We start from the raw sequence: 14012 nt of genomic DNA, 5'->3' as shown, positions 1-14012 counted from the left end.
CCCGGGTCCCCGGAAACATCGCCGAGACATCCCGGCAACCATCCAGCATTTTGAATGCCAACATCATGTTTCCATCAGGTAAATCTCGTACGGGCAATCAACGGGCACGCGCGATAGGAATTCACATGCGTTTCGCGCAATTAACCTCAGCGCCCTGATTCCGCCATCTCCGATCCGACGTCCGATCGGCCCCGATCGGCGCTGTGACCGCCCCCACGGCAGCCATGGCTCCCCAGACATGGGGAGCCAGCCGCCGAAACCGCGCCCACCTGCGGATATACTCTCGGATCGAGCCAGACGGTTCGATGCGAGCCGTCGATCAACCGACCAGTATCACCGGAAGCAATGCAAAAGTAAACACCGTAGAGGTTAAATTTCGCAGCCCAACATTTGGAAAACTGCTGCGTCGAACTATTGACGTAATTTCGCGGCTGGACCTAACGTAACTCATCGCCACGGTCGGCGCCGCGCGAAATTACAGCGACCGCGAAGGGCGAGCCGATAGGCACGCCGCCGACCCAGCGCCGTGGCCACAACTGTTTGCAGAACAACTGCTCGACAACGCTGACGAGCTCGCACCACGAGGAGTTCACCATGCCCATGCCGACCCACCTTCCCGGACCGAACGCCGATGTCTGGGACTGGCAGATGAGAGGGTCTTGCCGCGGGCAGGATTCCGCGGTGTTCTTCCATCCCGACGGCGAACGCGGCCGCGCTCGCACCGCACGGGAGATGCGCGCCAAGGAAATCTGCCGGAGCTGCCCGGTACTGATGCAATGCCGCAGCCACGCCCTGAAAGTCAGCGAGCCCTACGGCATCTGGGGTGGAATGTCGGAAACGGAACGCGAGATGCACGCGCGCCGCAACCGCCGCCGTATGGCGGTATAGCCGAGTGCGCCACGCGGAATCCGATCCCATCCGCGCGGCGCGGCACGCCGAATCTCTAGCAAACGACCGGCCAATACAACACCTTCGATCGCGTCGGCGCGCAAGCGGTAGCTGTCACCAGCGATATGCCCGCCGCAGCAACGGCCGGAAGCCACCCAGCTGTCGGTTCGGCGTTTCGCGACAATTATCGGCGTGCCACGGCGTGTCCCTCGGGGAGTCGCCCGGTGTGCCGAAGTTGCTGGACCACACGTAGATTGCCGCCACCCCACCGGAAGGGTAGTCATAGCGGCACGCTACGGTAGTGACCGATGACACAGAATGGAGCGTTGTGACAACGCGGCCGACGGCCGCAGAGGGCGACTCGTTCCGAAGAGAAGCCATCCCACCTCGTGTGGATTCTGCGGTATCGGCACGCGCAGCCGAAAGTATCGAGCTAGCCGCCCTTCTCGAGCGCTGCGGCCAGTCCGACCAGGAAGCTTTCGCCGAGCTCTACGACCGAACGTGTGCGCGCGTCTTCGGTCTGGTGCTCCGCGTTCTGCATGATCCCGGATATGCGGAGGAGACCACCCAAGAGGTCTTCCTGCAGATCTGGCGGACTGCGGCGAGTTTCGACTCGGCGAAAGGGTCGGCGGTGACGTGGCTGATGACGCTGGCCCACCGGCGAGCGGTCGACCGGGTTCGCGCCGAACAAGCCCATACCCAGCGCGAAGTCGCCTACGGGATAAGGGTTCTCGGCAACGAATTCGATGAGGTCACCGAAGAAGTCGAGCGAAGGCTCGAACAACAGGCCGTCCTCGCGGGTCTCGCCACATTGACGCCGACCCAGCGAGAGGCCATCTCGCTCGCCTACTACGGCGGGCGAACCTACGCAGAGGTAGCCACCTATCTCGGCGTAGGGTTACCAACCGTTAAGTCCCGTATCCGGGACGGACTGACACGACTGAAAAAAAGTTTGGGGGTGACGTGAGATGAACGAAGTCCAGATCGATCTCGCGCACGCCGTCGCGCTCGCATCGATCGACGACGAAGACCATCACGCGGTACAAAACCTGCTCGATAGCGAGGACCCCGCCCTACGTACGGAATTCCTCGCCGAAGTGCAAGAGACGAGAGACGCCCTCGCCGCATTCGCGGCGGTGACAGCGGTTCAGCCGCCCCCTGCCCTGCGTGGGCGGTTGCTCACGGCCATCGCCGCCGAGCAACCGCCCGTCGCCTCTTAGCGTTCATTCCCGGCGCCGGAGCGCATCGGGAAGAACACGCGCGAACCAACGTTCGGTGCATAGTCGATTTCGGAAGCAACCCAGGAATTTCCCTGAACTCAACGTACGAAATCCATTGTTCTGTTCATAAAGTTCACAAACGAAGGCCCCCCGGAATGTTCCGAGGGGCCTTCGCATGTCGAACCGAACTCAGTGGCTGTGGCCGTGTCCATGACTGTGGTCGTGGGCCTCTTCGGCAGGCTTGTCCGCCACGGCGCTCTCGGTGGTGAGGATCATCCTCGCCACCGACGCCGCGTTCACGACGGCGGAGCGGGTCACCTTGACCGGGTCGACGACACCGTCGGTGAGCAGGTCACCGTAGGTGAGGGTGGCGGCGTTGAAGCCTTCCTTCCCATCCGCGACCTTGCTGACCACCACGGAGCCGTCGACGCCCGCGTTGGTGGCGATCCAGAACAGCGGCGCCGACAGTGCCGTGCGCACCACCTCGACACCGACCGCCTCGTCGCCGGAGAGCGAATCGCGCAGCTCGCCGAGCTTGGCGCTCGCGAGCACGAGCGCGGTACCGCCACCGGGGACGATGCCCTCATCGACGGCGGCCTTCGCGGCGCTGACAGCGTCCTCGACCCGGTACTTGCGCTCCTTGAGCGCGGTCTCGGTGGCCGCGCCGACCTTGATCACCGCAACGCCGCCGGACAACTTCGCCAACCGCTCTTCGAGCTTCTCGCGATCCCAGTCGGAGTCGGTGGCCTCGATCTCGCGACGCAGCTGCGCGCTGCGGGCCGCGATGTCCTCGGCGGTGCCTGCACCGTCGATGATGGTGGTGTCGTCCTTGGTGACGACGACGCGACGCGCCTTGCCGAGCACCTCGAGACCGGACTCACGCAGCGTGATGCCGAGGTCCGGGTTCACCACGGTGCCCGCGGTGACGACGGCGAGGTCGTCGAGGAACGCCTTGCGGCGATCGCCGAAGAACGGCGCCTTCACGGCAACGGCCTTGATGGTCTTGCGGATCGAGTTCACGACCAGGGTCGACAGCGCCTCGCCGTCGACATCCTCGGCGATGATCAGCACCGGCTTGCCGGACTCGGCGATCTTCTCCAGCAGCGGAAGCAGATCGGGCAGCGAGCTGATCTTCTCCCGGTTCAGCAGGATGAAGGCGTCCTCGAGCACGGCCTGCTGGCTGTCGGTGTCGGTGACGAAGTAGGGCGAGAGATAGCCCTTGTCGAACTGGACGCCCTCGGTGACGACGAGTTCGGTCTGCAGCGTCGAGGACTCCTCGACGGTGACGACGCCGTCCTTGCCCACGGTGGTCAGCGCCTTGCCGACCATGGCGCCGATCTCCTCGTCGCGCGAGGACACGGTCGCGACTTGAGCGATGGCCTGCTCACCGGAGACCGGGGTGGCCAGCGCGAGCAGCGCCTCGGAGACCACGTCGGCGGCCTTGCCGATGCCAGAGCCCACCGCGATCGGGTTCGCGCCGGCGGCGATGTTCTTCAGGCCCGCGCGCACCAGCGCCTGCGCGAGCACGGTCGCGGTGGTGGTGCCGTCGCCCGCGACGTCGTTGGTCTTGGTGGCGACGCTCTTGACCAGCTGCGCGCCCATGTTCTCGAAGGGGTCCTCGAGGTCGATCTCGCGCGCGATGGTGACACCGTCGTTGGTCACGGTAGGGCCACCGAAGGCCTTCGCGAGCACAACATGGCGGCCACGCGGCCCGAGGGTGACCTTCACGGCGTCGGCGAGCTTGTCGACACCGCGTTCCAGAGCCCGGCGAGCCTTCTCGTCGAACTCGATCTGCTTTGCCATAAGTCCTATTCCTTAGGGTTCCAGTGCTGAAACGACACTGCCCCGGCCCCGCTCAGGGGAACCGGGGCAGTGTCGTGACGACTCGATCCCGGCAATGGCCGGGCAGCGCGGTCAGCCGACCGCGCGGAGCTCGGTCACTTGGTGACGACGGCCAGCACGTCGCGCGCCGACAGGATGAGGTATTCCTCGCCCTGGTACTTGATCTCGGTGCCGCCGTACTTGCTGTAGATGACGGTGTCGCCCTCCTTGACGTCGACCGGGATGCGGTCACCCTTATCGGTGACGCGCCCCTCGCCGACGGCGATGACGGTGCCCTCCTGCGGCTTCTCCTTCGCCGTGTCGGGGATGACCAGGCCGGAGGCCGTCGTCGTCTCGGCCTCGTTGGCCTGGACGAGGATCTTGTCCTCGAGCGGCTTGATGTTCACGCTCGCCACGTTGAGCCCTCCACTTTCAGGGGATATACGGTCGTCCGGAACTGTTGTCCCGGACCATCGGTGTCGTGTTGTTTCGCGCGACCTGTAAGCAGTCGCTAGCTATGTCGACCCCTGCGCATAGCCCCGTCGTCGCGGGTGCCGGGACACCTGCTCAGTGGTCGAACTGGCACTAAAGCACTACTCACAGTGCCGACTAGCACTCTATACATGAGAGTGCCAGCGCTCAAGGTTGGGTTGTGCCAATTCTGACGGCGTGTCGGATCGGTGGCCGGTGTCACGCCATGCCGAAGGGCCTGAAGACTTCCCAAGAGATCAGCAAATCTGTAACGTTCGGGTAACGGATTGTGACAGTATGGACGACGGTTGTTCTCCGCGCGCTGCGTTCATCACGAGCCGGCGTCATCGGGGGCGCACGGAGAGCTATGAAACAACCAGCGTCACAGGGGAAGCCGAGCAGTACCCGGTAGCCCCAGCCGTCACAGTACAAGCGTTGAGAGAACCAGCTTCACCAGAGGGCAAGACCACACGTGATCCATGGCTGGTCCCCGCGACCCATCCGGACAACGGGTCGGCCGGATCCCGAGTCCGAATCGCTCGCAATCCACGCGAGAAGTTCGGTAGTCCATTCGAGATGGTCAGCAGCACATGACCATCCGCTCGAAGGGAGGTGACATGCGAACATCACTCGGCATCTCCGCCGGGAACGAGGTCGTTTGCTCGGCGCTGGTCGCGACCGCGTCCAACGGCGCCCAGAATTTCGACTACCGCGTCGTTTCCGCCGACGCGGCCCACTCCGATCTCGGCGATCTGGTGGCGTCCTCGATCGAGCTCATGACGACCCAGCTACCGACCACGCAGCTACCACGCGACGTTGTGCACCCGGTGGGCGCACGGTTCGCCGGCGCACACTCGATCGGGCTGGAATCGGCCTCCAGCCGGCCGCCGACCAGTGTCGCGGTCGCCTATCGCAGCAAGGAACAGGCCCAACTGATCCGCGCGGCGACCGGCAAGCAGCGCGACCTGCGGCTGATCCCGGAGAGCACAGCAGCGCTGACCTACCTGCGCCACACCGGTCTGCTGGAACGCTACGAAACTGTCGCCGTCATCGACCTCGGCGCGTCCGGTCTCACCGTCACCGTCGCCGACCAGGCCGACGGCACCGTGCTCCGCAGCGAGCGCACCACGGCGATCAGCGGCAACGCCGTCGACGAACTCATCTACCACCATCTGGTCGACCTGCACTACGCCCGGCGCGGCACCCGCCCGAACCGCGGCATGCTGACCAATCGCGGCCGCGCCGCCAAGGAACATCTGTCCATCACGCCTGCCGTGACCATCGACCATGTCGCCGGGCAGCCACTCAAGCTGACACGAGCCGATTTCGAGGAGCTGATCGCTGATCTGCTGCGCGAGATCGGCGTGTACGCCGCGGCGGTCTTCGCGCGGGCGCCCACGTTCCCGCAGGCGGTCACGGTGATCGGTGGCGGGGCCAATATCCCCGCCGTGGTGTCCACGCTCTGCAATGAATTCGATATCCCCGTGCACACGGTCCCCGAACCGGAGGCGGTGATCGCCAAGGGCGCCGCGTTGGTCGCCGACGCGGCACAGCCCGCGGTGTTCCCGGTCAACGCGCTCACCTCCGACGCGCCGGTCGGCACCTTCACCAAGGTGGTCGGCACAGTGGCCGGGGCCATCGTGGTGGTCGGACTGATCATCGGCTATGGCGTGAAGACCTTCGCACCGACCTCTGGCGACGACGTCTCCCCCGCGGGCACCACCAGCAGCACCCAGATGCCGTCGGCATCGGCGCCGGTTCCGCCGACACCGACCGGGCAAATTCGAGAGAGCACGAACCGGCCGAGCGGCAGCAGTCTCCCGTCCATCACCCAGGACCGCGGCCAGCCGACCACGCGAGTGAGCACCACACCGACACCCGCGAGCACCACGCCGACGCAGCCCACGCTGCGTCCCGATCCGAACCTGCCGCCGATCCCGTTCCCGGAGCTGCTCGGCCCATTGTTCGGCAACCCGCTGGCCCCACCGGCAGGGTCCTCCTCGAACCCGGCGGAACACAGCCAGCCGGGAGAAGAGACTGCGGCCCCGTCTACCGCGCCCACCCCACCGCCTCCGGCATCGACCCAGGAACCAGCGAAATCGCGGGTTCCGCTGCTGCCGCGAGCGAATTCCGGTTCTGCCGGCGGTAACTCACCGCAACAATTGGTTCCAGCGCGCTAGCCGGATCCGCCGCCGCAGTCAGCCGACCTGGCTGACCGACACCGGCAGGCCGGGGTCCGTCGCCACCGTCAGCGGTGACGGCTTCGCGCCGCCCGCGATCACGTGGGCGCCGAGCGCCGCGATCATCACGCCGTTATCGGTGCACAGCCGGGGTTTCGGCACCCGAAGCGTCAATCCTGCTGCCGCGCAACGCTCCTCGGCGAGGGAACGGATTCGGGAGTTGGCGGTCGCGCCGCCACCGAGGACCAGCGTGTCGACGCCGACATCCTGGGCCGCACGCACCGCCTTCATGGTGAGCACGTCGGCGACCGACTCCTGGAAGGACGCCGCGATATCGGGAATCGGCAGTTCGGCCGCGGTGAAACCATTGCGCTGGGCTGCCTCCACATAGCGGGCGACGGCAGTTTTCACACCGGAGAAGGAGAAGTCGTAGCGCGCATCGCGCGGACCCGTCATGCCACGCGGGAACGCGATCGCCTTCGGGTCGCCGCTGGCCGCCACCGCGTCGAGCGCGGGGCCGCCGGGGAAACCGAGCCCGAGCAGCCGGGCGACCTTGTCGAACGCCTCTCCTGCTGCGTCGTCGATGGTGCTGCCCAGCTCGACGATCGGCTCGGCCAGATCGGTGACGTGCAGCAGATGAGTGTGCCCGCCCGACACCAGCAGCGCGACGCACGGCGGCATCGATCCGTGTTCCAGCGTGTCGACCGCGACATGTCCGCCGAGGTGGTTCAAAGCGTAGAACGGCACATCCCACGCTGCCGCATAGGCTTTCGCGGCGGCCGCGCCGACCAGTAGGGCACCGGCGAGGCCCGGCCCGATGGTCACTGCAAGCGCGTCGGGCTTGGCGATGTCCGCGGCCGCGAGCGCCCTGCGCATGGCGGGCACGATGGCCTCCAGGTGCGCGCGCGAGGCGATCTCGGGGACGACGCCGCCGAATCGGGCATGCTGCTCGACACTGGAGGCGACCTCGTCGGCGAGCAGCTCACAGGTGCCGTCGTCGTGCCAGCGCACGATGCCGACTCCGGTTTCGTCACAAGAGCTTTCGACGCCCATGACGATCACGACAGCACCTCCCCGCGAGCCATGTCCCAGGCCGCACCCACGCCGGTCAGCGCGGGCCTGCGCATGGTGTAGGCGTCGGCACCGCTCGGGTGGTAGTAGTTCTTGCGCAGTCCGATGATGTGGAAGCCATGCTTGGCGTACATCGCGATCGCAGGGGCGTTGTCGGTGCGCACTTCGAGAAATACCGGTCCGCCGCGCTTGCCCGCCTCGGCGAGCAACGCTTCGAGCAGCACGGTGCCGATACCCGCGCGATGGCAGTGCGGGTCGACGCCGATGGTGTGCACCTCGGCCTCGGGGTGTTCCTCATCACCGAGCAGTGCGACGCCCGCGTAGCCGACCATTCGCCCGTCGTCGTCGCGGGCGACGATGTACCGGTTGTGTGGTGCGGCCAGCTCGGACCGAAACGACACCGCCTGCCACGGGTCGTCTTCGGGGAACAGCAGTTGTTCGAGTTCGACACAACGCTCGATGTCGGCCCCGTCCATCGGTTCGATTCGGATCGACAGCATCATCACGCTCCCGTCCGGTCGAGCGTGCGGTAGCTGCGTTCGACCGCGTCCGGCCTGCGTAGATACAGCGGGACCAACGGTTCCGGCACAATATGCCCGAGCAACTCGGCAGCCGCCGCCTGCACCAGCCCGGCCGGGGAGGGGGTCTCCACCGGCAGCACCGGCAGATCGAAGAAGTCGACATGGGAGGCGGATCCGGCAATCACTGTGGCGTGCGCCGCATCCAGATCGCCCGGCTTGCTCACATCGGGTCCGGCGATGCGCACACCGTCGCGGTAGCGCGCCCAATACACCTCGCGGCGGCGCGCGTCGGTGACGACGAGCAGCTCACTGTCCGGTGTGAGGTCGGCCGCGGCGTCGGCGGCGATCGCGTCGAGGCTGCACACCCCGTACACGGGCAGCCCCAGCGCGTCACCGAATGCGGCGGCAGTTGCCATTCCGACTCGTAGTCCGGTGAACGGACCGGGGCCGATGCCGACCACCACGGCGGCAATATCGGCCCTGGAACGGCCTGCCTCGGTGAGACATTCGAGGATCTGCGGCGTGAGCACCTCGGCGTGCGCGCGGGGATCGACCCGCACCCGGGAGGCGAGGGTGCGTACCCCAGCGGCAGTGTTGTTTCGAGCGACCTGCGACAAGTCGCTAGCGGCGACCTGCTCCAGTTCCACCAATCCCGCTGTAACGGCAGGTGTCGCGGTGTCGACGGCTAGTACAAGCATGATTGACCTAACGATACCGGTTGGTAGGTGCGGCCGGTGCGGAGCTACTCGAGAGCAACCTGGGCTGCGGCCACGTATCAGTGCACCCATTCCCAGATCGCCGTACGCACCTCGGAATCCGGTTCGCGCGACAGCAACACATACAGGTGATGCTCGGCCAAGTGTTCCACGACACCACTGCCCCACTCCACCACGACGACCGCCTGATGCAGATCCGTGTCGAGGTCGAGGGCGTCGAGCTCGTCCAGGTCGCCGCCGAGCCGATATGCGTCCACGTGCACCAGCGGCACCGGCGTGGCACCTTCACGCTGCCCGGCCCGGTGTTGCCTCGCGATGATGAAGGTCGGTGAACTGACTCGGCCCTGCACGCCGAGTCCGGCGGCGATGCCACGGGTCAGCGCCGTCTTGCCCGCACCGAGCGGACCGTCCAGCACCACCAGATCGCCTGCACCGAGTTGGGCCGCGAGTTCGCGGCCGAATGCCTCGGTGTCAGCGACGGTGGGCAAGACGCGCTGTTGCCGTTCAGCCACCGAGGACCTCCGATTCGGTTGCGGTTTGTTCGATAGCACCGGCGCGCATGAGCAGCCGGTCGAGTGCGGCGTTGACGATATCCGGGTATTGCAGGTGCGCCATGTGCGCGGCGTCATCCAGCCGGACGAGTTCACTATTGGGCAGCGCCGCGGCCAAGGCACGGGAATTGCGGAACGGGATCACCAGATCGTGGGCGCCGCCCAGCACCAGCACCGGTAGGTGCGCCAGCGTGGGCAGGGCCGCCGATTCGTCGTGCAGCTCGATCGCTTTCAGGAATTTCACGATCGTCTCGACCGGGGTCCGGTCGATCATCATCGTGGTGAACCGCGACAGCGTCGAGCTCACCGGCCCGTGATACGAGCTGACGTGCAGGATCGGGGCGATCACGTGCCGCGTGGTGGCGCGGCCCGCCTGGACCAGCGCGGGCGCGGTGTGCACGGCGAATCGAAATCCGTCGACGGCCGGGTGGCGCAGAAGTTGGGCGATGCCTGCGGAGGTAACCTCCGCCGCAGCGGTGGACAGCAGCCCGATGCCGATCACCCGCGCCGCGAACAGCTCCGGGAACTGCGCGGCCGCGGCGAGTATCGCCATCCCGCCGAGTGAATGGCCGACCAATATGACGGGACCGGTCGACACGCAGGCCTCGATGACCGCGGCCAGATCGCGGCCGAGCTGGGCGACGGTGCAGCTCTCGGTGGTCGGGGTGCCGGAGCCGCCGTGCCCGCGCAGATCGAAGAACACCAGCCGGGCCCTTGCGCTCCAACGCTTTTCCAGATCGCGACGCTGGAAGTGGAAGGACTCCATGGTGTTGCAGAAGCCGTGCACGAAGATCACGGTGACCGGTGCGTCCGCGGGACCGCATTCGCGAGTGGCCAGCCGCACGCTGTCCTCGGTGAGCACGGCGCCGGAGCGGTCGTCGTCGAACAGCGCGAAGTTCTCGTCTCGGTATTCATCGCGGCGCGCGGGCCAGAGCACTCTGGCGCCCATTCTGCGCAGAGCGTGCGTACCGGCGAGGGCGCCGACGACGCCCGCGGTCGCCAGCCCGCCACGCAGCACGGTGATGCGATGGCCCGCCGGCTTCTGCTGTCTCATCCGAGGCCGCCGACGTGTCGCCGGACCACGCGACCGCGCGGGGAGCACACGATCTCGTAGTGGATGGTGCCGAGCACGTCCGCCCAGTCCTGTGCGTGGGGTTCGTCCTGGCCCGCTCCGAACAGGACGGCGGTGTCGCCCTCCGCGACACCCGCCGCGTTGTCCCCCAGGTCGACGACGATCTGGTCCATACAGACCCGCCCGACATTGGGGTATTGCGCGCCCCCGAGCGCGACCGCGAAACGGCCGCCGAGGTTGCGGAACACACCGTCGGCGTAGCCGGCCGGGATGAGCGCGACGGTGGTGTCCTGCGGCGCGACCCACTCGTGCCCGTAGGAGACGCCCTCACCCGCGGCGACCTGTTTCACCAGGGCGACCCTGGCCTGGAAGGTCATCGCGGGGCGCAACCCGAAATCGGAGATCTCCGGTACCGGCGATAGGCCGTACACCGCGATGCCGGGGCGCACCATGTCGAAAACCAGGTCCGGTCGGGTCAGCGCGGCGGCCGAGTTCGCCAGATGCACCAGTTCCGGTTCCAAGCCGTGTTCTTTGGCGGTCGCGATCGCCTCCAGGAAGCGGTCGCGCTGCACATCGATCATCGGATGCTGTGGCTCGTCGGCGTGCGCGAGGTGGGAGAAGATCGCCCGGAAGCGCACCACCTGCTCGTCGACAAGCTCGCGCAGCGCCGCGAGCACCCGTGGGTATTCGAGCGCCGAGACGCCGTTGCGGTTGAGACCGGTGTCGACCTTCACCGTCGCGGTTGCCGTCCGACCGGTGGCACGCGCCGCGGCCTCGACTGCCCGCAAATGCGCGAGCGATGAGACACCGAGCTCGATATCGGCGGCGACGGCGGCGCCGAAGTCGGCGTCGGAGTTGTTGAGCCAGCACAGAATCGGCGCGGTGATGCCCGCCGCACGGAGTTGAAGGGCCTCATCGATCGTTGTGACACCGAGTTCGGCCGCACCCGCTCCCAGCGCCGCCCGCCCAACCTCGACCGCGCCGTGGTTGTAGCCGTCGGCCTTGACCACAGCCATTACCGCGGCATCGCCGGCATGCTCGCGCAGGATCCGCACGTTGTGCGCAATGGCACTCAGGTCGACAACCGCCTCCACTTGCGCATTCACGCTTGTCCGCCTCTCCGCGTCATCTGCCGGTCGTGGTGTGCATCGATCGTGCCATTGCGAGCCCGCGGTCGAGCACCTGGCCGAGTTCTCGGCGTACCAGCTGTGGATTACCCGCGTTCTGGTGATAACACGTGTCACTTTGGTCACCAGCACAGCACGTGAACGACCCGCACGATCAACGTTCCTGATCGGCGTGTACGGGTTGCCCCATGATCACCGGCTCATCGGGGACTGGCGGACTGGGTCGCCGCTATGTGAGTAGTCGGAGTCCGACGTCGATGCTGCTTTGCCGCCGCACCTCGTGGGCACGACGAGCACAGCGCAGGGCGGGTGTGGGCGCGGCCGAACTTGCTGTAGCCGCGAGATTTCCGCAGCAGTCAGTACTCGCCGAGGGCGAAGGTGCGGAGGGTGCGGATGGCCGGTCGAACGTGCTGTAGAAGCGGGGTTGCCGAGGTGGGAGCTCCGGCGAGGTGGTTTTCGTGGGCAGCAAGGTTGGCGGCCAGGGCGTGTGCGCGGGCGGCGGCCGTGGCGGACCAGGCCGGGTCTCGGCCCGCGGCGAGGAGGGCGCCGATGATGCCGGAGAGGACGTCGCCCGCGCCCGCAGTTGCGGCCCATGAGCCGCCTGCCTCGTTGACGAGCACTGGTGCGTCAGGGGCGGCGACGAGGGTAGCGCGGCCTTTCAGCAGGACGGTGACCTGCCAGGAATCGGCCAGCTCGCGGACTGCGGCGACCCGGTCCTGCCCCACCTCGTGTCCGGTCAGACGCGCGAATTCGCCAGCGTGCGGAGTCAATACGGTCGGTGCGCAGCGTCCGCGAAGCAGATCGGGATCGGCGGCGAGCAGGGTAAGGCCGTCGGCGTCGACGACGACAGGAAGGTCGGTCGCGAGTACTTCGGCGAGTCGTTTGTGTGCGTCCGTGTCGGTGCCCGCGCCCGGGCCGAACACCCAGGACTGGACTCGACCGGTGTCTGCGATGCTCTGGGCGGCAACCACTTCCGGGAAATGCGCGAGGACATCGGCCGAGCCGGTTCCGGCGTAGCGGACCATGCCCGAAGTCGCGGCGATGGCCGCGCCGGTGCACAGCACGGCCGCACCCGGATACGTGCCGCTGCCCGCGCAGACGCCCGTGACGCCCTGCGTGTACTTGTCGTCGAGCGGTCCCGGTACCGGCCAGAGCGCACCGACCGACGCCGGATCCAGCGCCGCGAGGTTCGGCTCGGGCAGCCGTAAACCGATGGGCACCAGTTCGATTCGCCCGCAGTACGGCGCGGCGAGCACATGGACCGGCTTGTACGCGCCGAAGGCGACGGTGACATCCGCACGGACCGCGGGGCCGGTGACGGCACCGGTGTCCGGGTCGACACCACTGGGCAGATCCGCGGCGACAATCGGCGCGTCGAGCGCGGCAACGAGTTCCGCGGCGTTCGGACGCAGCGGACCACGTCCGGAGATCCCGACAATGCCATCGATCACCAGATCCGGTGCGCCGACGTCGCCGCGCAGACTCTTCGCCGACGTTCTCGCACCACCGGCGTCGCGGACCCGACCGCCGGCCTTCCGAAGCGCAGCCAGCCCTCGGGCATGTGCCCGTTCGGGATTCAGCAACACGGCCGTGACGGCAACTCCGCGACGACGCAGCATCGAGCCCGCCCACAGCGCGTCGCCGCCGTTGTCACCGGAACCGACCAGCAGCGTCACCGACCGCCCGGCGATCCCGCCGGTCCGCGCCCGCAACTCGCCCGCGACAACGGTCGCCAGGCCGTGCGCGGCGCGTTGCATCGGTACGCCGTCCGAGACTCGGGTGAACAGTTCGGCTTCGGCCGCCCGCACTTCGTCGGCGGTGAAGAATCCCCGCTGGGTGGACATGGATGCTCGCCTCCACTGCGTTGCTCGGGCACTGCTGCTGATCAGGCTCGGCCGCACAGGCACTGCGTAAGCCCGCACCGTCAGCAGACTACGCTTGGCCGTCATGCCGATGGTCAGCCGTGCGAGGTCCACTCAGGTCGTAGCCGGGCTCGGCCTGGCCGCGACGATGTTGCTGTCCGGCTGCGGCTCGGACGAGCCGAAATCCGCCACGGTGACCACAACGAGGTCGGCCGAGCCCGCCGCGTCGAGCACCGCGCCCGGCGAAAAGAAGTCCGCCGCGGTGACCGTCGATGCCGACAACATGAAGTTCTCCCCCTCCGAGGTCACCGTCAAGGTCGGTGACACCGTGACCTGGAAATTCAGCGACAGCGTGCCGCACAACGTGCAGGGCATCGGCGACCGGGCGATGGGCCTGAACAGCCCCATCTTCGACAAGGGCGAGTGGAGCTACACCTTCACCGCACCGGGCAACTACCGCTATCTCTGCTCATTGCACCCGCAGATGCGCGGCAGCGTCACTGTCGAATAGC

Annotated in this window: 14 protein-coding genes; 5 read left to right on the top strand and 9 right to left on the bottom strand. The window is 67.1% G+C overall.

Annotated elements, in window-relative coordinates:
- Positions 1-594 precede the first annotated feature (594 nt).
- The 3 genes from OHQ90_RS10155 (at position 595) to OHQ90_RS10145 (ending at position 2108) form a co-directional block, all read left to right on the top strand.
- Positions 595-888 (top strand): WhiB family transcriptional regulator, encoded by a 294-nt coding sequence (locus tag OHQ90_RS10155; RefSeq protein WP_040704593.1) that lies wholly within the window; start codon positions 595-597, stop codon positions 886-888.
- Between the two features lie 391 nt (positions 889-1279).
- Positions 1280-1855: a sigma-70 family RNA polymerase sigma factor gene (locus OHQ90_RS10150; RefSeq protein WP_328412749.1), complete on the top strand. Its 576-nt coding sequence runs from the start codon at positions 1280-1282 to the stop codon at positions 1853-1855.
- Between the two features lies 1 nt (position 1856).
- Positions 1857-2108, top strand: coding sequence for an RskA family anti-sigma factor (locus tag OHQ90_RS10145; RefSeq protein ID WP_328409415.1), 252 nt, complete (start codon positions 1857-1859; stop codon positions 2106-2108).
- Positions 2109-2297: 189 nt separating this feature from the next.
- Here OHQ90_RS10145 and groL read toward each other — a convergent pair whose 3' ends face one another.
- Together groL and groES are read right to left on the bottom strand one after the other, a co-directional pair.
- Positions 2298-3911, bottom strand: coding sequence for a chaperonin GroEL (gene groL, locus OHQ90_RS10140; RefSeq protein WP_328409413.1), 1614 nt, complete (start codon positions 3909-3911; stop codon positions 2298-2300).
- A gap of 134 nt (positions 3912-4045) precedes the next feature.
- Positions 4046-4345: a co-chaperone GroES gene (gene groES / locus OHQ90_RS10135; protein WP_014981824.1), complete on the bottom strand. Its 300-nt coding sequence runs from the start codon at positions 4343-4345 to the stop codon at positions 4046-4048.
- A gap of 672 nt (positions 4346-5017) precedes the next feature.
- Here groES and OHQ90_RS10130 point away from each other — a divergent pair.
- A complete protein-coding gene (locus OHQ90_RS10130) occupies positions 5018-6580 on the top strand; it encodes an Hsp70 family protein (RefSeq protein WP_328409410.1) in 1563 nt (520 codons plus the stop codon).
- 18 nt (positions 6581-6598) lie between these two features.
- Here OHQ90_RS10130 and tsaD read toward each other — a convergent pair whose 3' ends face one another.
- The 7 genes from tsaD to OHQ90_RS10095 all read right to left on the bottom strand — a co-directional run bounded on the left by tsaD (position 6599) and on the right by OHQ90_RS10095 (position 13482).
- Positions 6599-7642 (bottom strand): tRNA (adenosine(37)-N6)-threonylcarbamoyltransferase complex transferase subunit TsaD, encoded by a 1044-nt coding sequence (tsaD, locus tag OHQ90_RS10125; RefSeq protein ID WP_328409408.1) that lies wholly within the window; start codon positions 7640-7642, stop codon positions 6599-6601.
- Positions 7639-8148, bottom strand: a complete 510-nt coding sequence (gene rimI / locus OHQ90_RS10120) for a ribosomal protein S18-alanine N-acetyltransferase (RefSeq protein WP_328412748.1) — start codon at positions 8146-8148, stop codon at positions 7639-7641. The genes tsaD and rimI overlap by 4 nt, the downstream gene beginning before the upstream one ends.
- Positions 8149-8153: 5 nt before the next feature.
- Entirely contained in the window at positions 8154-8870 is a 717-nt protein-coding gene (gene tsaB / locus OHQ90_RS10115; protein ID WP_328409406.1) for a tRNA (adenosine(37)-N6)-threonylcarbamoyltransferase complex dimerization subunit type 1 TsaB, read from the bottom strand.
- A 77-nt stretch (positions 8871-8947) separates the two neighbouring features.
- Entirely contained in the window at positions 8948-9400 is a 453-nt protein-coding gene (gene tsaE, locus OHQ90_RS10110; protein WP_328409404.1) for a tRNA (adenosine(37)-N6)-threonylcarbamoyltransferase complex ATPase subunit type 1 TsaE, read from the bottom strand.
- Entirely contained in the window at positions 9393-10493 is a 1101-nt protein-coding gene (locus tag OHQ90_RS10105; protein WP_328409402.1) for an alpha/beta fold hydrolase, read from the bottom strand. The genes tsaE and OHQ90_RS10105 overlap by 8 nt, the downstream gene beginning before the upstream one ends.
- Positions 10490-11617, bottom strand: a complete 1128-nt coding sequence (gene alr, locus OHQ90_RS10100) for an alanine racemase (RefSeq protein ID WP_328409401.1) — start codon at positions 11615-11617, stop codon at positions 10490-10492. The genes OHQ90_RS10105 and alr overlap by 4 nt, the downstream gene beginning before the upstream one ends.
- Before the next feature lie 377 nt (positions 11618-11994).
- Positions 11995-13482, bottom strand: a complete 1488-nt coding sequence (locus tag OHQ90_RS10095) for an NAD(P)H-hydrate dehydratase (RefSeq protein WP_328409399.1) — start codon at positions 13480-13482, stop codon at positions 11995-11997.
- Between the two features lie 103 nt (positions 13483-13585).
- Between OHQ90_RS10095 and OHQ90_RS10090 the strand changes: the two genes are divergently transcribed.
- Positions 13586-14011, top strand: coding sequence for a cupredoxin domain-containing protein (locus tag OHQ90_RS10090; protein WP_328409397.1), 426 nt, complete (start codon positions 13586-13588; stop codon positions 14009-14011).
- Position 14012: the final 1 nt, after the last annotated feature.

Source organism: Nocardia sp. NBC_00403 (assembly GCF_036046055.1).
Lineage (GTDB): Bacteria > Actinomycetota > Actinomycetes > Mycobacteriales > Mycobacteriaceae > Nocardia.
The sequence above is the reverse complement of the archived record's forward strand: the minus strand, read 5'-3'. Positions and strand labels throughout refer to the sequence as shown.